Raw genomic sequence first — 18,002 nt, 5'->3', positions numbered from 1 at the left:
ACTCGAAATGAGTTATGATTTACTAAATTGGCACTAGGAATATCATTTTACAAAGCACGCTTTGTTGCCGCCTCTTTACTTAAACCCAAACCCAACCATTGCATGATCAATCCCTTTTCCAGATCAAGCCAAACCTGTGATAGAGATTACAAGGCGTTTTTCATCATACTTCATTCATCGGATATAAGTGACTAACTTTTCTATGGATCTGGGATCACCCAGCAACGCCCTACTTCTTTTTTTACCTTACACACCATTTATTGTAGATAGATCTATCTACAATAAATAAATCACTCTTATTTATCTATTGACCATCCAGAAATAATTCCCGATAGTTACCATAGAGCAAAATGGAAAATATGTGTTTTCCAAGGTCAGCATATAGCCAAAACAACAAAGGATTCAGAGTTGGATCAACAACGCGATCACGAAAACATTACTGAATTAGATCAACAATTAAAAGGATCTAATCAAAGTAATATGAGAGCTTATAACGAACGCTTGGTACTCTCGCTTGTGCGTCGAAACGGGCAACTCCCAAAAATGAAACTTGCTCAAATGACTGGGCTATCTGCACAAACAGTATCTGTCATTATGCGTTCACTAGAAGCAGATGGATTACTTATAAAAGGTGAACCAGTACGCGGAAAAGTTGGCCAACCATCTGTCCCCCTTTCTCTTAATCCCAATGGTGTCTTCTTTTTGGGATTAAAAATCGGGCGGCGCAGTTCCGAACTCATCCTTGTTGATTTTTTAGGGCAAGTGAAACAAAAGGTTATTCACCCCTACCCGTTTCCTGAACCTGATGACATTGAAAAATTTGCCCTTAAGTCGATCAAAAAATTTGAGACCGATTTAGGAGAAACCGCATCCAAAATTGCCGGTCTAGGTATTGCTATGCCTTTTGAGCTCTGGAACTGGGCAGAGGCCATTGGCACATCAACCGACAAGATGGAAAACTGGAAAACATATGACATACAGAAGATACTAAGTCATAGCTGTTCCTACCCTGTTTATTTACAAAATGATGCAACGGCAGCCTGTGGTGCTGAACTCGCTTTTGGAACGAACCAAACCAAACGTGATTTTGCGTACTTCTACATCGGCACCTTTATCGGCGGAGGCCTCGTCATCAATGGTAGCCTATTTATCGGTAAGAACGGGAATGCTGGGGCCTTGGGCTCTATGCTGATCAATGACAAAGCTGGCGATACCAAACAACTTATTGATGAGGCCTCAATCGTCACCTTTGAAAAACAGTTACAAGAGGCTGGTATTGACCCCTCTCCACTTTGGAATATGGAAAATGGTTGGCAAGCTTTAAATCAAACAATCAATCCTTGGATAGAACGTGTCGCAAATGGCTTGGCTCAGGCGATCATTTCAACCACAGCATTAATTGATCAGGAAGCAACAGTAATCGATGGAGCCTTTCCGGAACACGTTCGTAGTCGCATCGTCACTGCTACTCAAGAAGCCATTAAAAATTATAATCAACAGGGAATTGAACAGCAGATAATTTGCGAAGGATCACTTGGAACTGTCGCCCGTGCCCTAGGTGGCGCAAGTCTCCCTTTGTTTGATCGCTATCTTGTTGATCAAAACACCTCTCTTAATCAATAACCCTATTAAAATTAACGAGAACTTAAGAAAATGCACCGCTCAGAAGTCAATGAAATCCTTGCTCAATCAGACAGTTTCATCAAATCCCATGGTTATATCCTGCCCCCCTTTGCGTACTTCAGCCCTAAGGACATGCAAAACCGCAAAAAAGAGCTAACAGGAATCACAAAGGCCCGTATGGGTTGGGATATTACGGACTACGGTCAGGAAAAGTTTGATGAGCTGGGATTATTTCTCTTTACCGTCAGGAACGGTTTTGCAGAAGATCTGAAAACAGGAAAAGGCATGCTCTATGCCGAAAAAATTATGATTTCACGTAAAAATCAAATTTCCCCTATGCACCGTCATAATATCAAAGCAGAAGATATTATTAACCGTGGTGGTGGTGATCTTGTCTTGGAGCTATTCATGTCTGATCCCAAAGGCGATATTGATGAAGAAGTTGAAGTGATTGTTCCCTGTGATGGCATTAACAGAAAGCTTAAAGCGGGTGGTTTGTTGAAACTGGCACCGGGCGAGAGTGTTACCCTCTTGCCTGGCGTTTGGCATGCCTTCTGGGGGGAAAGAGCAGATGTTCTCATTGGTGAAGTTTCAACAGTGAATGACGATCTGACTGATAATGTCTTTCAGGCAAAGATAGGACGTTTCTCTCAAATAGAAGAAAACGAAGCTCCGAAACACCTGCTTGTTTCTGATTACGATAAATGGATGAAATAACCCATGATCATTTGTTGTGGCGAAGCCCTAATTGACATGTTGCCGATAGAGATTTCTTCGCAAAAGGAACAAAAAGGAACCGCCTATCAACCTGTTTCGGGGGGCGCAATCTTCAATACCGCTATCGCCCTAGGACGACTAGGCGCGAAAACAGGGTTCTGCGGCGGCATTTCAACTGATCTCTTTGGTGAACAACTTTGCCAATCACTCTCAGAATCAAATGTTGATTACAGTTATGCCGCTCGACAGGAAGCACCAACGACCTTGTCCTTTGTAAAGGTTACTGACGGGCAAGCTAGTTATGCCTTTTATGATGAGAATACCGCGGGCAAACTATTCCAACGAAACAACATAAAAGAAATACCTACGGATGCTGAGGCGTTCCATTTCGGTGCAATCAGTCTCATTCAGGAACCTTGCGGAACGACCTTCGAAGACCTTGTTACATCAGCCCATGAAAAATGCGTGTTGTCTTTTGATCCCAATATCAGGACAAGTTTCATCACTGATCCCGATGGGTACCGTCAGCGCATCAAACGGCTGCTCTCAATAAGCGATATTATTAAAGTCTCTGACGAAGATCTATTATGGCTTTCACCAGAGACGAAACCAGAAGATTTTGCGCAACAACAATTGCGACAAGGCGCATCAATCGTACTTTTTACCGAAGGTTCGCAAGGAGCCACTGTCTATAGTCAAAACTCAACTATAAAACTGGAGAGCAATAAAGTTAAGGTAAAAGACACCATCGGGGCCGGAGACAGCTTTAATGCTGGTTTTCTCTCAAGCCTCAGTGAACAAGGCATCCTATCAAAATCAAAGTTAAAAGACTTAACAGAGCAGCAGCTATCTATCGCGCTGAATAAAGCCAACAGAGTCGCGGCCTTTACCGTCACACAAAGTGGCGCAGTTCCGCCATGGACAGACGAGTTGACAAACATTGATTAAGAGAGCGGATGAGCGCTCTCGTTATCTACAAAGAGTTGGACACGTTCACTCGCGAAATGCGTAATACCAAACTGTATCGCCTTGCCAGTGGCATCCACATCGACACTCTCGGTGATCAGAACGGGTTTATTTTTAGCTTGTTGTAACAATTCCGCTGTTCGTTTACTGGGCATCTGCGCTGTAATTCTTGTGTTTTTACGCGTATAATCGTTTAACCCAAAATGCTTAAAGGCCTCAGTTAAAGATTTTGTTTCCGCAAATACGGCTTCAATTCCCCTAAATCGAAGTGCGGGCAAATAGCTTATAGAATAGGCCAGCGGGATACCGTCTGCCTGGCTAACAGATTCAAGCTTGATCACCTTTTCATCCCTGGCAACCATCAACCTTTTTGCAACTTGTTTCGTCGCTTTTTCCTTTTCGCTGCTTAACAAGGTTTTATCCGGCAGTCGATGACGCCCCGACACAATCTGAGAGAAACGAGTTCGACTTCCCAAGGTATAATCCATCAGGTTTTCCTGGACAAAAGTTCCTCGCCCTTGTTCGACGCGCATCACATTATCTTCTGTAAGTGCAGCAATCGCACTGCGCACTGTGTGACGGTTCACACCAAATCTTTTTGCAAGTTCATTTTCTGTCGGCAGTTTATCGCCCGGCTTAAAAACACCCGATGTAATATCCTGAAGTAAAAGACGCCCAATCTGCTTCCAGATTGCTTCACCCTTTTCCCACTCCATCTCACTGTCCTTTAAAGTTCATAAAACTTTCATCAGTCGTCAATTGTCTTCGCTGACGCTACATCCTATAAATCAAAAAGGTATAGACGTCTAGATAAATTTAGCATTTGTCGAAAGGAGATAAAAAGTGACCGATGTTTCGGAACAGCTAGACCAGAGAGATGCGAATAACGAGAGACAGAGATGGTTATCTGTTCTGGCTCGCTGCACGCTGCAAGATTTACAACATCACTGGCAAAAACTGACAAAATCAGAAGCTGATTTAAGCAACCTTCCCTATCGCTTCCTTCGTAAAACAGAAACCGGGCTGGTTATGGTCCGAGGAAGAGCCGGCGGTGACGGGCAACAATTCAATCTGGGTGAAGTATCTGTAACACGCTGTACTGTGTGTCTAGATAGTGACCACATTGGATACGCGTATATTCGAGGCAGAGATCATAAAAAGGCCGAGCTGGTTGCAGTCCTCGACGCCCTTCTCCAGACAAATCGCTGGGCACAAAAAATACGCGATACTTTTGTTACACCGCTGGCATCCGCTCAAGAAAAAGCAAAGCATAATCGCAAATCACAGATTGCAACTTCTAAAGTTGATTTCTTCACGATGGTACGAGGAGAAGACGCGTGATGCACCCCCAAACAAATTCTCTTTCTACGCAAGATATTGGTCAAACAACTCTACCCGGGCTCCATAATCCTGTTTTTGATGCCACAGCTGTTTTCAGGGCTGTTCTGGATGCGATGTCTCACCCCGGTACTGTCATAAAGACACCGATCACATGTGAAAGTCCAAACAAGCTGAATTCATCTACAGCTTCCATTCTGCTGACCCTCGCAGACATGGACACGACAATTTGGCTTTCTCCAGAAACAGAGTGCTCAGATGTTACTGATTATTTGCGGTTCCATACCGGGTGTTCGCTAACACAGAATGCGAACCATTGTGACTTCGCCGTTCTCAATGGCATGGAAGGTCCAGATCAGATTGCTAATTTGCCAATTGGTACAGCTGAAAATCCTGATCGTTCCGCAACGCTTATCATTGCCGTTGATCATTTCAATGCTGAACAAAAGGCTGTGATAAGCGGCCCAGGGATCAAAACCACAAGTGAACTGTCTCCTTCTACCCTTAATCCAAAACTTTGGGGATGGATGAAGGGTAACAGAAACCACGTCCCTTGCGGCATTGATATCATTTTTGCCTCTCCCACCCATATTTGCGCCCTTCCCCGTTCTTCAGAAATGGACATTTGAAATGTATGTAGCTGTAAAAGGTGGCGAGAAAGCGATCAAAAACGCCCACCGTCTTCTCGCAGAAAAAAGACGTGGTCCAAAAGAAATACCTGAACTATCCATTGCACAGATAAAAGAGCAACTCAGTCTGTCTGTATCTCGTGTCATGGCCGAGGGATCATTGTTTGATGAAGATCTCGCCGCTTTGGCCATAAAGCAGGCACGTGGCGATTTGATAGAAGCGATCTTCTTAGTTCGTGCTTACAGAACAACGTTACCTCGCTTAGCCTATAGCCTTCCAATCAGAACTGACAAGATGAGCGTAGAACGCAGGGTTTCGGCTACCTATAAAGACTTGCCTGGTGGACAAATTCTTGGCCCAACCTTTGATTACACGCATCGTCTTCTTGATTTTGATCTGATGGAAACGACTGAAGACAATCTGTCTGAAGAATCTTCAGAAGATACCGAGAGCCAGAAATCTGAAATCGATATTCATACACCTGAGGTAGTAATGCCAAGGGTTTTGGGCGGTCTTTTAAATAATGAAGGCCTTATTCAGGCGGAAACGCTTCCCGAAAATGAAGAAGAACATCCCGTGGGAGACTTAACCCGCGAACCGCTGGAGTTTCCGGTAGATCGAGATCAAAGGTTACAAAATCTTGCGCGTGGTGACGAAGGTTTTATCCTGTCACTTGGTTACTCAACACAACGCGGATACGCCCGAAACCATGCCTTTGTTGGCGAAATCAGATTAGGAACTGTTTCAATCGAAATCCAACCATCAGAGTTGGGATTTACAATTGATATTGGCGATCTGGAAATAACCGAATGCGAAACAGTTAACCAATTTCAGGGTTCAAAAACAGAACCGCCACAGTTTACACGCGGATATGGTCTGGTTTTTGGACAAAACGAACGTAAAGCCATTTCCATGGCTCTGGTCGATCGTGCTCTACGCGCAAAGGAAATGGGCGAAGAGATTGTCGCCCCGGCCCAAGACGAAGAATTCGTTATGTCCCATAGCGATAACATTCAGGCAACGGGTTTTGTCGAACATATCAAGCTCCCGCATTACGTAGATTTTCAAGCCGAACTGGGACTTGTTCGTCGCATGCGCGAAGAACAACAGAACACCCCCACACAACAGACACAAACGCAACAGGCGGCAGAGTAAAACGATGTCTCAAAATATAACAGCATCGTCCTATAATTATGCATATCTGGACGAACAAACTAAACGCATGATCCGCCGGGCGCTTCTGAAAGCTGTGGCCATTCCGGGTTATCAAGTTCCATTCGCCGGTCGAGAGATGCCCATGCCTTATGGTTGGGGAACAGGTGGTGTACAGGTGACAGCAACCGTCATCGGCCCCTCAGACACATTGAAAGTCATTGATCAGGGCAGCGACGACACAACCAACGCTGTCAGTATCAGGCAGTTTTTTGAAAAGACTGCAGATATCAACACAACAGAAAAAACCAACGACGCAACGGTTATCCAAACCCGGCACAGAATTCCCGAAGAAACGCTAATAGAGGGGCAAATTCTGGTCTATCAGGTGCCAATTCCTGAACCTCTTCGTTTTCTGGAACCCCGAGAAACAGAAACCCGTAAGATGCATGCTTTGGAAGAATACGGTCTTATGCACGTCAAGCTGTATGAAGACATTTCTCGTCATGGCCATATCGCAACGACCTATGCTTATCCGGTAAAGGTAAATGGCCGTTATGTCATGGACCCGTCCCCTACCCCCAAATTCGATAATCCCAAAATGGATAATTGTGCCGCACTTCAACTGTTCGGCGCGGGCCGTGAAAAACGGATTTATGCCATCCCCCCATACACCAAGGTACAAAGCCTTGATTTTGAAGATCACCCCTTTGAAATTCAATCCTGGGATCAAGACTGTGCCCTCTGCGGATCAACAGATAGCTTTTTGGATGAAGTCATTCTGGATGACAAAGGTAACCGCATGTTTGTCTGTTCCGACAGCGATTATTGTCAAAGTCGACAGGATAATTCCATGTCACCGTCAGTGGAACACACTCTATCGCAAGCTTCCCAGATGCAATCCGTAAATTCAGAGGCATCAAAATGACTTCCTCAAATCAAACATTATCACCTGAACAGGCACTCTTAACCGTAAAAGACCTGACCATGATGTATGGCGACCGGATTGGTTGTCAGAACATATCATTTGACCTTCGTCCCGGCGAAGTCCTTGGGATTGTTGGTGAGTCCGGATCAGGAAAATCGACACTTCTCAATTGTATTTCCGCTCAACTGAAACCGACCTTTGGTTCTGTCAGCTATCACACCCGTCATGATGGATCACAAGATCTTTTTGCTGACATGAGCGAGCCAGAGCGCCGTTTTCTAATGCGAACGGATTGGGCCTTTGTTCATCAGAACCCTCGGGATGGCCTTAGAATGGGTGTCAGTGCTGGTGCCAACATTGGTGAAAGATTAATGGCTGTTGGTTGGCGTCACTACGGAAATATCCGTGACACAGCGACAGACTGGCTTGGCAAAGTTGAGATATCAACAGAACGTCTGGATGATCTTCCGTCGACCTTTTCCGGTGGTATGCAGCAAAGACTGCAAATTGCCCGCAATCTTGTCACAGCCCCTCGCCTGGTTTTTATGGATGAGCCAACGGGCGGCCTGGATGTTTCGGTACAGGCAAAGCTCCTCGATCTGCTCCGTGGTCTTGTGCAGAACCTCGGGCTATCTGTTGTTATCGTCACACATGACCTCGCCGTCGCACGTTTATTGTCCCACCGCCTCATGGTGATGAAAAACGGACACGTTGTTGAAAGCGGCTTAACGGATCAGGTTCTTGATGATCCGCAAGACCCTTACACACAGCTTCTTGTTTCATCAATATTGCAATCTTAAGGACATGAATATGTCAAAAATGATTAACGTGGAAAATGTCGCAAAACATTTTACTCTCCACAATCAGGCAAGCATGACAATCCCAGTATTCGAAGGTATTTCCTTCTTTTTAAATCAAGGTGAATGCGTTGCGCTAACGGGTGAATCAGGTTCAGGCAAGAGTACTTTTATGCGCATGCTATATGCCAACTACATATGCAACAAAGGAAGTATCCATATCCGCCACAATGATCAGTTGGTTGATATTGTCAAAGCAGATCCTCATCAAATTCTGGATGTACGCAAGCGCACCCTTGGTTATGTCAGCCAGTTTTTGCGTGTTATTCCCAGAGTTCCAACAATTGAAATCGTAGCCGAGCCTCTGATTGCTCTCGGGCAGGAAAAAGATCAGGCCATTACAAAAGCACAAGACATCTTGGCTCGCTTGAGAATACCGGAACGCTTGTGGAGTTTATCCCCCCTGACGTTTTCTGGCGGAGAACAACAGCGGGTTAATATTGCTCGTGGGTTTATTGCTGATTACCCGATCCTGTTACTCGATGAACCAACAGCTTCTCTTGATGCCGTCAACAGACAAACCGTTCTGGACCTTATTGAACAGGCGAAAGAAAGAGGGTGCGCTATCTTGGGCATTTTTCACGATCAGGAAGCCAGAGAAGCGGTTTGTTCCAGAACCTTTGATGTCACCCAATTTCAGAGTGTCTAGAGATGAATGAAAAAGTCTTCACGAATGCAAAAGTCGTTCTTGCGAACGAAGTTGTCCATGGATCTTTAAAGATTGCCAATGGCAAGATTGAAGATATTTCAACAAGAAACACATCCATATCCAGTGCGCTGGATCTTGATGGCGATCTCTTGCTACCCGGGTTGGTAGAGCTGCACACCGACAATCTTGAAAAACATATGACCCCTCGCCCCAAGACTGAGTGGCCATCTGTCGCTGCGGTTGTCAGTCATGACAGTCAAGTTGCCAGTGCAGGGATTACAACTGTCTTTGACGCCATAGCAGTGGGTGATGTAAACGAAGGAAGCAGCCGGGTTAAACGACTGGAAGAAATGGTCGGTAGTCTGGTTCATGCCAATCGCGAAAACCTGCTTCGTGCTGATCACCTGATACATTTAAGGTGTGAAGTCAGTTACGCCGATATGGCCCCGGCTTTGGACAAGCTGTCTAAAAACAATCTGGTTCGCATGCTATCCGTTATGGATCATACCCCCGGCCAAAGACAGTTTGTCTCTCTTGATGCCTACTACATTTATTATCGGGGGAAATATGGCCTGAGTGATGGAGAAATGAAGAAATTCATTTCTGAAAGACGACTTGATCAAGAAAGATACAGTCAAAAGAACCGCAAATACGTTGTTGGTACAGCCCATGATAATGGCTTTGCCCTTGCCAGTCATGATGATGCAACGGAAACACATGTGGAAGAAGCTGTATCTGATGGTATGACGGTTGCTGAATTTCCAACCACACTCGAAGCCGCCAGAAGTTCTCATAATTCCGGCTTGGCCGTTATGATGGGCGGGCCGAATGTGGTTCGGGGAAAATCCCATTCAGGCAACATCTCCGCAGGTAAGCTGGCTAAAGAAGGATATCTGGATATTATTTCCAGTGATTACATCCCCCATAGCCTGTTGCACGCAGCAATGTTGCTCTATGAAGATTTTGACGCCTACGATCTGCCAAAATCAATTCAAACGGTAACAAAAACACCCGCAGAACGCGTTGGTTTAACTGACCGGGGCGAGATTGCCTTGGGGAAACGCGCGGATCTTATTCATGTCCACCACTCGCACCACCACCCTGTTGTCCGGGGAGTATGGCGCGAAGGAAACAGGGTTTCTTAAAAATGGAAACAGGTTGGCTTTATTTAGTCGTTGGGGCAAGTGGCGCAGGCAAAGACACCTTGCTTGATGCTGCTCGTCAACGCTTTGGCAATACAAAAAGCGTTATTTTTCCAAGACGATCAATCACCCGCCCCACAAATGCTGGCGGGGAAAATCATCTGGGCCTTTCAGTAGAGGAATTCACCCGAAAAAAACGGGCGGGTATCTTTGCGCTTTCATGGGATGCACATGACTTAAAGTATGGCATTCCCAGGTCAATCAATGACGAATTGTCCGAAGGTAAATGTGTTGTTATTAATGTATCTCGAAGCGTTCTAAACGAAGCCCGTAACGAATACCCAAACCTGAGAATAATTTCGATTACAGTCGACCCCGATATTCTTTCGCAACGATTACACGCCCGTGGACGGGAAAGTGAAGATGATATTCAAAGAAGGCTTGATCGTGCCAAATCATATCGTGTACGGGGCGATGATGTAATTGAGATTGATAACAGCGGTTCACTTGAAGACGCGATTACAAATTTTGTTATGGCGATCGAAAACCCTTATTTACAGACCAGCCACCCTTACCGGTATGCTGAATCAGCAACGCTACAAAGTTAGGCAAAATCAATCAGTCGTCACCTAAAAGTTGGTAACGGGAGATTTCTTCAAATTTCCCGCCTTTTCCGGGGTCGCCAAAAAGGGCGATCTCATCAATGACAAAAGGCTCGTCACACAAGTCTTCGCACTGTTTTTCAAGTAGAGCCTGATATTTGATTAAGTCCATTCCATCAAGTTTATCACTCAACGTCAGATGGAACCGAAACTCTTCCATCACAAAAGGGTATCCCCACCGAAGAAGCAGTTCTTCCTGAACAGACGTAAGGCCAGCCTGTCGTCTGCGGTCTAGTTCTTGTTTACTGGGTGCTAATCTAAAATTATCAAAAGTTCTGATGCATTGCTCTGCAAGACCTGGAATATGATTCTCAGGATCATCAGGGACAAGCGCAAGAAATTTGCCAATAGATCTTATAGAAAGAGGTCCGCAGATAATCGGACGAGCTTTGGTTACAAAGGATTTTAGAGATTCACCTAATGACTCTAAAGTACGATTTTTATGAAGCTTAAAGGGTGATCTTAATGTTCCATGAAAAGTATACCGCCCCGCTCCTCTTGTGACATGTTCAATTTCTTGAGCAGCCATCCCCTCAACGTTTGGCCTTGGAATAGCTTCATGAGAAACAGGATTATAACCAAACCAGGCATTACCAAATTGTCCCAGTTTACTGTTTAATCGCGGCGCATAATAAATTGCATAGCGTTGATGAACCATGATTTGTCCTATAATTCTAGTTCTATAATTTTGTTAATTCTGACTACAGTTCAGGATCATACTTCAAGCAAAATTCATCAATCGTAAGCGTCCTGAAGTCCTTTAAACGGTCCGTTAGAAGGTCATGCCCCCAATCCCACCACTTGATACGCAAAAGGGCTTCTTGAATAGACTTCTCAAAACGTGGACGAATTTCTGTCGCGGGAACACCGGCAACAATCGAGTAAGGCGCAACATCTTTCGTGACAACAGCCGCGGAACCAATAACAGAGCCAGTACCAATATGAACACCACCTTTGACAATTGCGCCGTGGCCAATCCAGACATCATGATCAACCTGAACGGGAGAGGAACGACGCCAATCGAAAAAATCGACGTCATCATCCCCCATATCATAGGCCTCACTCCGATATTGGAAGTGATGCATGCTCGCCCGGTCCATAGGATGTTGCCCTGGATTAAGCCGGACAAAAGCGGCAATATTCACAAACTTCCCTATCTGGCTATAAATAATATCGCTGTTATTCACGACATAGCTATAGTCATCAAGTCGGCTTTCAACAATCTTGGTTCCCTCCCCAACCTCAGTCCACTGTCCCAAATGACTATCCAATACAACAGCGGTATCAGCAATGGTCGGCTGTTCAGAAAGTTGCTTTTTAACATGAGGTTGGGTTTCAAAATACATCGTTTAGATAACCAGTTTTCTTAAGCGTTGTGACAGAATATCCAGAAGACTGACGGATATGATAATCAAAATGATAACCGCTGCGGTTTCTGCATAATAGAAGCCACGAATGTTTTCCCACAAAACCATACCAATACCACCCGCACCAACAATCCCCAGAACCGTTGCGGAACGAACATTAGATTCAAAGCGATACAATGAATAGGAAATCCAGAGCGGGAGAACCTGAGGAATGACCCCAAAGATTACTTCCTGCAGGCCCGTTGCGCCTGTTGCTCTAATTCCCTCAACTGGGCTTGGATCAATAGCTTCCACAGCTTCAGAGAATAATTTAGCCAAAACACCTGTTGTATGTATCCACAAGGCAAGAACGCCTGCAAACGGTCCAAGGCCAACAGCAACAACAAAGAGCATGGCAAATACCATTTCATTGATTGCGCGCGCTGCATCCATAAGGCGACGTACAGGCTGATAAACCCACAATGGTACAATGTTTTCTGAACACAGAATGCCAAAGGGGATAGAGCAAACGATACTCAGAGCAGTTCCCCATATTGCAATCTGAATTGTAATCCAGATTTCTTCGACATACATTTTCCATTGCGACATATCTGGCGGGAAGAAACCAGAGGCAAACTGGCTCATATTCGCTGCATTTTCAACGAGGTCCCAAGGCCGCATATCAGCCCCTTCCCACGACAACGCAAGTAATGCAAAAAAGACAGCCCACATAACCAGGCTACCAATGGACCGCTTCAAGTCATGAGCAGGAATTTCAATGGTTTTTTGAGTTTCTGAAAGATTGGACATCGGAAAAATCTTATATTGATGAAGGGAATAACTGTTCTTATGAACAGAAAAACGGTGCTCAAAAAGAGCACCGTTCTTGTGTTGTCATTACTTATTGCGCAGCAACCAAAACTTTCAAATCAGAAAGCTTGTTGTTAATTGCCAATAGCTTTTTCTCTTTATCATCAGCAGCCAGACCTTCGTTACCTTCGATCTTTAGCTTGTTTTTGAACAAAGCCAGCTGACGTACTGGATATAGCTGTGTGTTGTTGCTTTCCATAAATAGTCCTTGACCATCAGAGATACCACCCAGAACTTCTTTGGCGTGGGCAACATCACCAAGGCGACCATAACCAAGGAAAAAGGCTTTGATGCGAGACTTAAGTTCTTTTGACATATCTTTACGATAAATCATTGGATCAGATGGAATAAGCGGAGATGTCCAGATTACTTTAACTTTAGAAGCAGCTTCTGGTGCTTTTTTGAGAGAGCGTCCAATTTGTTCTGAATTATTTGCTGCAACATGAACATGCTTGTTAGCTGTCGCCATCAAGTTTGTTTCATGATTTGCATTACGAACAGTCTTGAAACATTCTTTTGGATCAACGCCGTTCTGTGCAAAAACGTAGTATGACGGCACAAGAAAACCAGAAGTAGAATTTGGATCACCGATACCAAAGTTCAAAGATTTGTCGCATTTGAAGATATCTTCAAGGCTGTTGATGTCTTTGTTATCAACATGCGTAATGATATGTGAATAATAACCTTGGCTACCGTCTGCTTTTGACGTCTGTGCAAAAACTTCGCCACCAGAACGATCAACGGCTTCCATACCAGATTTATTACCGAACCATGCAAGGTGAACTTTACCAAAACGCATTGCTTCGATAACGCCCGCATAATCAGGGGCAAAGAAAGGATTTACTTTCATGCCAAGGGCAGTTTCAAGATCCTTCATCAAAGGAACCCACTGCTCTTTCAGATTAGACGTTGATTCTGTTGAAATGATCCCGAAGTTCAATTCAGTCGGATCTTTCTCAAGAGGTTTGTAATTAGTGTCTGCCTGAGCAACACCACCAACAAGTGCAGTTACAGCAACAGCTGCAGAAGCGATTAGTTTGCGAACCATTTTACCTGTTCTCCTAGTTTTAAAGTGCATAAATGCCAGATGAATGAGGAACTGCAGATCGTAATATTTAAGCTACGGCCTGTTCTGGAAGTGATGACACAACAGGCTCTTCCTGTTGCCCGGAACCTAGCAATTCCAAACTGTCATCACCGTAAAGTTGTTCGAGAAGTTTCGGCGTTAAACGCTTTGAGTCGCCGTCAAAAATAATTTCACCGTTACGCATCGCAATCGTGCGAGGGCAATAACGAAGTGCATAATCAACCTGATGCAAGGAAACGAGTACGGTAACACCGTCTTCCTTATTCACATTTTCCAATGTATCCATTACTTTACGGGCAGAGGACGGGTCCAGAGAAGCGATTGGCTCATCAGCTAAAATCACCTCCGCGCCCTGTGTAATAGCACGAGCGATTGCAGCACGTTGCTGTTGCCCCCCAGACAGGGTAGATGAGCGCTGCTCAGCAAGATTATCGATACCAACTCGGGCAAGTGCCTTCATGGCGATCATTTTTTCTGCCCGAGTAAAAAGACCTAGGGTACCCCGCCATCTTGGGATCTGCCCCAAAAGACCAATCAACACATTTGTCAGGACAGAAAGACGGTTCACCAAATTGAACTGTTGGAATACCACTCCAACATCAGAACGCGCAGCACGAACACCACGGCCCAGCTTTCCGTTTTCCTGAATGACTTGATCAAGGACTTCGATTTTACTGTTATCGCTGTCACTTTTCATCAATCCGGAAAGATGTCGGATCAAGGTAGATTTACCAGAACCGGATGCTCCGATAAGAGCAACCATCTCGCCCTTATCAATCTGTAAATCCAAAGAATTTAGGGCTTTTTTGCCCTTTGTGAAGGTCTTACTCAGACCAGTAACCTTGATCGCAACCATGAAATTTGCACCATAAACGATTGAATGTTTGTTGATGCAAGTCTGACCACTTTGAAAGACTCCTGCGTGATGATTGCTTTAAGGTTCTGTTAACGTCCTTCTCTTTTCCTGCACAAGAAGGGAAGTTTGTCTAGATGAATTCCGTTCCTTTACAAATATCCCAAGGAGATCAGTTTCTCATATGATAGTAGGCTCGGGTTTTCTCGATAAAGAGTTCTATAGCTTCATCAGTAATGTCCATGTGAGTAACCAAGCGTATTTTAGGAGCTTGGACACCAATTAGTATTCCCTCTTCCAAAAGGAAATCAGCGAGGGCTTGATGATGCCCCTCGCCCGGGTTCATAAAGACCATATTCGTTTCAACAGATGATAAATCAATTGAGATCTCTGGAATAGATTGTAATCCTTGGGCTAGCTTCGTTGCTTTTTCGTGATCTTTTCCAAGTAAAGGAACATTAAGTTCCAAGGCATAAAGACCACAAGCAGCAAGCACCCCGACCTGACGCATACCACCGCCCAAGAGCTTTCGCATACGCTTGGCCCGTTTTATCAGATGCTCAGATCCGCAGAGTACTGACCCAACTGGTGCTCCCAGGCCCTTGGAAAGACATATAGAAATTGAATCAACTGGTTCGCACAGTGTTTTTAACGACATATTCAAAGCCGTTGCCGCATTGAATATACGTGCACCATCAAGATGAACCCCTAGGTCATTCTGATGTGCGACCGCAGCTAAGGATGCGATACGTTCAAGACTTTGTACACGCCCATTCACTGTATTCTCAAGGCACAGTAAACGACTGATTGGACAATGAAAATCATCTGGCTTTATCGCATCCACTACCTGTTGAGGGTTAAGTCCACCCGAATTATTGGTCGGCAAGGGGAAGGGAGAAATCCCGCCGAGCACAGCCGCGCCGCCCGCCTCATCAATAAAGATATGATATTCATCCCCCGCAATATATTCATCACCACGACCACAATAACTCAAAAGAGCTGCGAGGTTACTTTGCGTGCCTGTTGGAAAGAAAAGGGCCTTTTCCATTCCAGCCATTTCAGCAAGTTTGTTTTCGAGTTCTGCCACGGTAGGATCATCATCATAGACATCGTCCCCTACCCCAGCATTCGCCATGGCATCACGCATTCCCTTACTTGGCTTTGTGACAGTATCACTGCGAAAATCAGCTATCAGCCCCGAATTAGAGCCAATCTTGTTTTTGCGATCCAACATACCTGAATACATACTAACTCTCCTGCGATACTTTAACGCCTTAAAGGCCTGTTCATGAATTACGTGATGTTTACGAATAGTGTTTTATATGGAATGACGAGATTGTTTTTGGATAATCATCAAGATAATTGAATGCACCGTATCCACAAACATAAAGAAGAATGAAGGCGAACGATAAACAGACTGAGAAACTTTGTCACGAAGGGAAATCGGGGCTAGGGTAAAGGTTTGTATCATATTCTTCCAAGCCCCATATATCTGAATTAAAAACCATAAACCAAATAAAACAGTAGGCAGAATCACCCTAACTGATATTAGATAGACAATTAGAACGCTTATCTTCTGTTTCTAGTCAACGGTATCTACACAGCATGTGGCAATCAATCAGATCAATCTCATCACTTCTATTTAGTTTTGCCATGCTTATGCTTGGTCAGGGGATGATCAACACACTGCTGGGTCTTCGCAGTCGAATTGAAGGCTTCTCAACTGAGACTACTGGCCTAATTATGACAGGTCAGTTTATTGGCATGTTGATTGGTGCTTTTTTAGCCCTACGGGTAATCGCGGCTGTCGGACACATTCGCTCCTTTGCTGCCTTTGCCTCGATCCTGTCCGTTGCCGTTCTTGCCCACGTTCTGTTTACCGATCCAATCTTTTGGTTTTTCCTAAGGATTGTGACAGGCTTTTGTATGGCCGGAATGATTATGGTGGTTGAAAGCTGGGTAAATGAAAAATCCAGCAATGAAAACAGAGGAAAAATCCTTTCGCTCTACATGATTACCAATTACATCGGGGCTGGTTCCGGGCAATTTATGATGCTTTTGGGCGATCCGGCCCAATTTCAGCTCTTTGTTATTGGCTCTATGGTTTACTCATTCGCCTTGGTACCTATTCTTTTAACCCGCGCAAAAGCCCCCACACCAAGTTCTCCAAAACGAATGGCATTCAAAAAACTCTTTCTGGTGTCACCTGTCGGTGTGTTCGGAACTGTGTGTGCTGCTATGTCAAACTCATCCCTTAATAGTATGGGCGCCGTTTTTGGCAAAGATGTTAACCTTACTATTCCACAGATATCATCCTTTATGGCCGCCGCAATTTTTGGCGGAATGTTGCTACAATTTCCTATTGGACGTATATCAGACCGCTTTGACAGACGTACGGTTCTCATATTTTCGTCACTTCTAACTATTGGATCTTGTTTTGCCGTTATTTGGGCAACGGGACAGAGCTTTATTATTTTAATTGCAGCCGTTGCACTCTACGGCGGCATGTCCTTTACCATATACCCCATTTCGGCATCACAGGTTAACGACATGGCCGATAGAAAAGAGCTTGTTCAAGTATCAGCCGGGCTATTGATTGCGTATGGGGTTGGTGCCAGCTTGGGACCAACAATTGCTGCTCAGTTTATGGCTTATCTCGGCCCCGAAGGTATGTTTGTATTCTTTATGATAAATAACAGTTTGTTAGTTATATTTACCATTATCCGTATCTTCCAACGTAGAAGACATGGTGAAAGCAAAGCGCCCTTCCTGCCATTGGGTGGTAACGGCATGAGTAGTAAGCAACTATATACAGCTGCTATCAAGGCTGAGACATCTATAGAAAAAGATAAAAAGCCACAAAGCCAGTTATAGAATAGCTCGTATATTAAAGAACATCTATTCACACGGTTCCGTCAACTTAAGCGGTAGTTCTAACACCGATGGTCTATCTTGACTTAAAACAACGCTTACTCGATCTTTAGCAAAAGCCCGTTACAGAACATTGCGAAAGCCAAGCGCATCGTTAACACATGCGCAGCCTTTTCTACACCCAAAATAAATGCACAAACAGACCAAATAAAAATAGATTAAACACAATAGAACTAAAGAAACATAACCCCCTTAAATCCACAACAAAGAATCCAGACAAAAGTTAATTACAAAAAAACACAATGAATGTG

Annotated in this window: 19 protein-coding genes; 12 read left to right on the top strand and 7 right to left on the bottom strand. The window is 44.5% G+C overall.

Features of this window, described 5'->3' with window-relative positions:
- Nucleotides 1–408: 408 nt before the first annotated feature.
- Genes ACN0QW_RS18105 through ACN0QW_RS18095 form a run of 3 tightly spaced genes read left to right on the top strand, consistent with a single transcriptional unit; the run spans nucleotide 409 to nucleotide 3,288 of the window.
- On the top strand, nucleotides 409–1,623 hold the full coding sequence (locus ACN0QW_RS18105; protein ID WP_417433491.1) for an ROK family protein: 1,215 nt from the start codon (nucleotides 409–411) through the stop codon (nucleotides 1,621–1,623).
- A gap of 30 nt (nucleotides 1,624–1,653) precedes the next feature.
- Nucleotides 1,654–2,340: a D-lyxose/D-mannose family sugar isomerase gene (locus tag ACN0QW_RS18100; RefSeq protein WP_417433489.1), complete on the top strand. Its 687-nt coding sequence runs from the start codon at nucleotides 1,654–1,656 to the stop codon at nucleotides 2,338–2,340.
- Nucleotides 2,341–2,343: 3 nt separating this feature from the next.
- Entirely contained in the window at nucleotides 2,344–3,288 is a 945-nt protein-coding gene (locus ACN0QW_RS18095; RefSeq protein ID WP_417433487.1) for a carbohydrate kinase family protein, read from the top strand.
- Here ACN0QW_RS18095 and phnF read toward each other — a convergent pair.
- The gene (gene phnF / locus ACN0QW_RS18090) at nucleotides 3,285–4,022 is read right to left on the bottom strand and encodes a phosphonate metabolism transcriptional regulator PhnF (RefSeq protein ID WP_417433485.1); all 738 of its coding nucleotides are present in this window, start codon (nucleotides 4,020–4,022) and stop codon (nucleotides 3,285–3,287) included. The genes ACN0QW_RS18095 and phnF overlap by 4 nt on opposite strands.
- Before the next feature lie 127 nt (nucleotides 4,023–4,149).
- Between phnF and phnG the strand changes: the two genes are divergently transcribed.
- Genes phnG through phnN form a run of 8 tightly spaced genes read left to right on the top strand, consistent with a single transcriptional unit; the run spans nucleotide 4,150 to nucleotide 10,610 of the window.
- Nucleotides 4,150–4,647, top strand: coding sequence for a phosphonate C-P lyase system protein PhnG (gene phnG / locus ACN0QW_RS18085; RefSeq protein ID WP_299380995.1), 498 nt, complete (start codon nucleotides 4,150–4,152; stop codon nucleotides 4,645–4,647).
- Nucleotides 4,647–5,273, top strand: coding sequence for a phosphonate C-P lyase system protein PhnH (gene phnH, locus ACN0QW_RS18080; RefSeq protein WP_417433589.1), 627 nt, complete (start codon nucleotides 4,647–4,649; stop codon nucleotides 5,271–5,273). The genes phnG and phnH overlap by 1 nt, the downstream gene beginning before the upstream one ends.
- A gap of 1 nt (nucleotide 5,274) precedes the next feature.
- A complete protein-coding gene (locus ACN0QW_RS18075) occupies nucleotides 5,275–6,429 on the top strand; it encodes a carbon-phosphorus lyase complex subunit PhnI (protein WP_299380993.1) in 1,155 nt (384 codons plus the stop codon).
- A gap of 4 nt (nucleotides 6,430–6,433) precedes the next feature.
- Nucleotides 6,434–7,354: an alpha-D-ribose 1-methylphosphonate 5-phosphate C-P-lyase PhnJ gene (locus ACN0QW_RS18070; protein ID WP_417433482.1), complete on the top strand. Its 921-nt coding sequence runs from the start codon at nucleotides 6,434–6,436 to the stop codon at nucleotides 7,352–7,354.
- Nucleotides 7,351–8,154 carry a phosphonate C-P lyase system protein PhnK gene (gene phnK / locus ACN0QW_RS18065; protein ID WP_417433480.1) on the top strand — a complete coding sequence of 268 codons (804 nt, stop codon included), beginning with the start codon at nucleotides 7,351–7,353 and terminating at the stop codon, nucleotides 8,152–8,154. Before ACN0QW_RS18070 ends, phnK begins: the two co-directional genes overlap by 4 nt.
- Nucleotides 8,155–8,164: 10 nt before the next feature.
- Nucleotides 8,165–8,860 carry a phosphonate C-P lyase system protein PhnL gene (gene phnL / locus ACN0QW_RS18060; RefSeq protein WP_299380990.1) on the top strand — a complete coding sequence of 232 codons (696 nt, stop codon included), beginning with the start codon at nucleotides 8,165–8,167 and terminating at the stop codon, nucleotides 8,858–8,860.
- Between the two features lie 2 nt (nucleotides 8,861–8,862).
- Nucleotides 8,863–10,005 carry an alpha-D-ribose 1-methylphosphonate 5-triphosphate diphosphatase gene (locus tag ACN0QW_RS18055; protein ID WP_417433478.1) on the top strand — a complete coding sequence of 381 codons (1,143 nt, stop codon included), beginning with the start codon at nucleotides 8,863–8,865 and terminating at the stop codon, nucleotides 10,003–10,005.
- Between the two features lie 2 nt (nucleotides 10,006–10,007).
- Complete coding sequence (gene phnN / locus ACN0QW_RS18050; RefSeq protein WP_417433476.1) at nucleotides 10,008–10,610, top strand: phosphonate metabolism protein/1,5-bisphosphokinase (PRPP-forming) PhnN; 603 nt, start codon at nucleotides 10,008–10,010, stop codon at nucleotides 10,608–10,610.
- A 10-nt stretch (nucleotides 10,611–10,620) separates the two neighbouring features.
- Here phnN and ACN0QW_RS18045 read toward each other — a convergent pair whose 3' ends face one another.
- The 6 genes from ACN0QW_RS18045 to ltaE form a co-directional block, all read right to left on the bottom strand.
- Nucleotides 10,621–11,322 carry a DUF1045 domain-containing protein gene (locus ACN0QW_RS18045; RefSeq protein ID WP_417433474.1) on the bottom strand — a complete coding sequence of 234 codons (702 nt, stop codon included), beginning with the start codon at nucleotides 11,320–11,322 and terminating at the stop codon, nucleotides 10,621–10,623.
- Nucleotides 11,323–11,365: 43 nt separating this feature from the next.
- Nucleotides 11,366–12,010, bottom strand: coding sequence for a chloramphenicol acetyltransferase (locus ACN0QW_RS18040; protein ID WP_417433472.1), 645 nt, complete (start codon nucleotides 12,008–12,010; stop codon nucleotides 11,366–11,368).
- A gap of 3 nt (nucleotides 12,011–12,013) precedes the next feature.
- On the bottom strand, nucleotides 12,014–12,820 hold the full coding sequence (phnE, locus tag ACN0QW_RS18035; protein ID WP_299380921.1) for a phosphonate ABC transporter, permease protein PhnE: 807 nt from the start codon (nucleotides 12,818–12,820) through the stop codon (nucleotides 12,014–12,016).
- A gap of 91 nt (nucleotides 12,821–12,911) precedes the next feature.
- Nucleotides 12,912–13,928 carry a phosphonate ABC transporter substrate-binding protein gene (gene phnD / locus ACN0QW_RS18030; RefSeq protein ID WP_417433470.1) on the bottom strand — a complete coding sequence of 339 codons (1,017 nt, stop codon included), beginning with the start codon at nucleotides 13,926–13,928 and terminating at the stop codon, nucleotides 12,912–12,914.
- A 67-nt stretch (nucleotides 13,929–13,995) separates the two neighbouring features.
- On the bottom strand, nucleotides 13,996–14,823 hold the full coding sequence (gene phnC / locus ACN0QW_RS18025; protein ID WP_417433468.1) for a phosphonate ABC transporter ATP-binding protein: 828 nt from the start codon (nucleotides 14,821–14,823) through the stop codon (nucleotides 13,996–13,998).
- A gap of 169 nt (nucleotides 14,824–14,992) precedes the next feature.
- Complete coding sequence (gene ltaE / locus ACN0QW_RS18020; RefSeq protein WP_417433466.1) at nucleotides 14,993–16,066, bottom strand: low-specificity L-threonine aldolase; 1,074 nt, start codon at nucleotides 16,064–16,066, stop codon at nucleotides 14,993–14,995.
- A 359-nt stretch (nucleotides 16,067–16,425) separates the two neighbouring features.
- Here ltaE and ACN0QW_RS18015 point away from each other — a divergent pair, with 359 nt between their 5' ends.
- Complete coding sequence (locus ACN0QW_RS18015) at nucleotides 16,426–17,694, top strand: MFS transporter (protein ID WP_299380925.1); 1,269 nt, start codon at nucleotides 16,426–16,428, stop codon at nucleotides 17,692–17,694.
- Nucleotides 17,695–18,002 lie beyond the last annotated feature (308 nt).

The sequence above is a fragment of the Kiloniella sp. genome, from assembly GCF_048259265.1.
In the GTDB taxonomy this organism is placed as follows: domain Bacteria; phylum Pseudomonadota; class Alphaproteobacteria; order Kiloniellales; family Kiloniellaceae; genus Kiloniella.
This window is presented reverse-complemented; position numbering and strand designations above follow the sequence as displayed.

What these genes read in the sequence shown, in the direction of transcription:
- ACN0QW_RS18100 (WP_417433489.1), top strand. Translation starts at nt 1,654, where the DNA reads ATGCACCGCTCAGAAGTCAATGAAATCCTTGCTCAATCAGACAGTTTC.
- ACN0QW_RS18095 (WP_417433487.1), top strand. Translation starts at nt 2,344, where the DNA reads ATGATCATTTGTTGTGGCGAAGCCCTAATTGACATGTTGCCGATAGAG.
- phnF (WP_417433485.1), bottom strand. Translation starts at nt 4,022, where the DNA reads ATGGAGTGGGAAAAGGGTGAAGCAATCTGGAAGCAGATTGGGCGTCTT.
- phnH (WP_417433589.1), top strand. Translation starts at nt 4,647, where the DNA reads ATGCACCCCCAAACAAATTCTCTTTCTACGCAAGATATTGGTCAAACA.
- ACN0QW_RS18075 (WP_299380993.1), top strand. Translation starts at nt 5,275, where the DNA reads ATGTATGTAGCTGTAAAAGGTGGCGAGAAAGCGATCAAAAACGCCCAC.
- ACN0QW_RS18070 (WP_417433482.1), top strand. Translation starts at nt 6,434, where the DNA reads ATGTCTCAAAATATAACAGCATCGTCCTATAATTATGCATATCTGGAC.
- phnK (WP_417433480.1), top strand. Translation starts at nt 7,351, where the DNA reads ATGACTTCCTCAAATCAAACATTATCACCTGAACAGGCACTCTTAACC.
- phnL (WP_299380990.1), top strand. Translation starts at nt 8,165, where the DNA reads ATGTCAAAAATGATTAACGTGGAAAATGTCGCAAAACATTTTACTCTC.
- ACN0QW_RS18055 (WP_417433478.1), top strand. Translation starts at nt 8,863, where the DNA reads ATGAATGAAAAAGTCTTCACGAATGCAAAAGTCGTTCTTGCGAACGAA.
- phnN (WP_417433476.1), top strand. Translation starts at nt 10,008, where the DNA reads ATGGAAACAGGTTGGCTTTATTTAGTCGTTGGGGCAAGTGGCGCAGGC.
- ACN0QW_RS18045 (WP_417433474.1), bottom strand. Translation starts at nt 11,322, where the DNA reads ATGGTTCATCAACGCTATGCAATTTATTATGCGCCGCGATTAAACAGT.
- ACN0QW_RS18040 (WP_417433472.1), bottom strand. Translation starts at nt 12,010, where the DNA reads ATGTATTTTGAAACCCAACCTCATGTTAAAAAGCAACTTTCTGAACAG.
- phnE (WP_299380921.1), bottom strand. Translation starts at nt 12,820, where the DNA reads ATGTCCAATCTTTCAGAAACTCAAAAAACCATTGAAATTCCTGCTCAT.
- phnD (WP_417433470.1), bottom strand. Translation starts at nt 13,928, where the DNA reads ATGGTTCGCAAACTAATCGCTTCTGCAGCTGTTGCTGTAACTGCACTT.
- phnC (WP_417433468.1), bottom strand. Translation starts at nt 14,823, where the DNA reads ATGGTTGCGATCAAGGTTACTGGTCTGAGTAAGACCTTCACAAAGGGC.
- ltaE (WP_417433466.1), bottom strand. Translation starts at nt 16,066, where the DNA reads ATGTATTCAGGTATGTTGGATCGCAAAAACAAGATTGGCTCTAATTCG.
- ACN0QW_RS18015 (WP_299380925.1), top strand. Translation starts at nt 16,426, where the DNA reads ATGTGGCAATCAATCAGATCAATCTCATCACTTCTATTTAGTTTTGCC.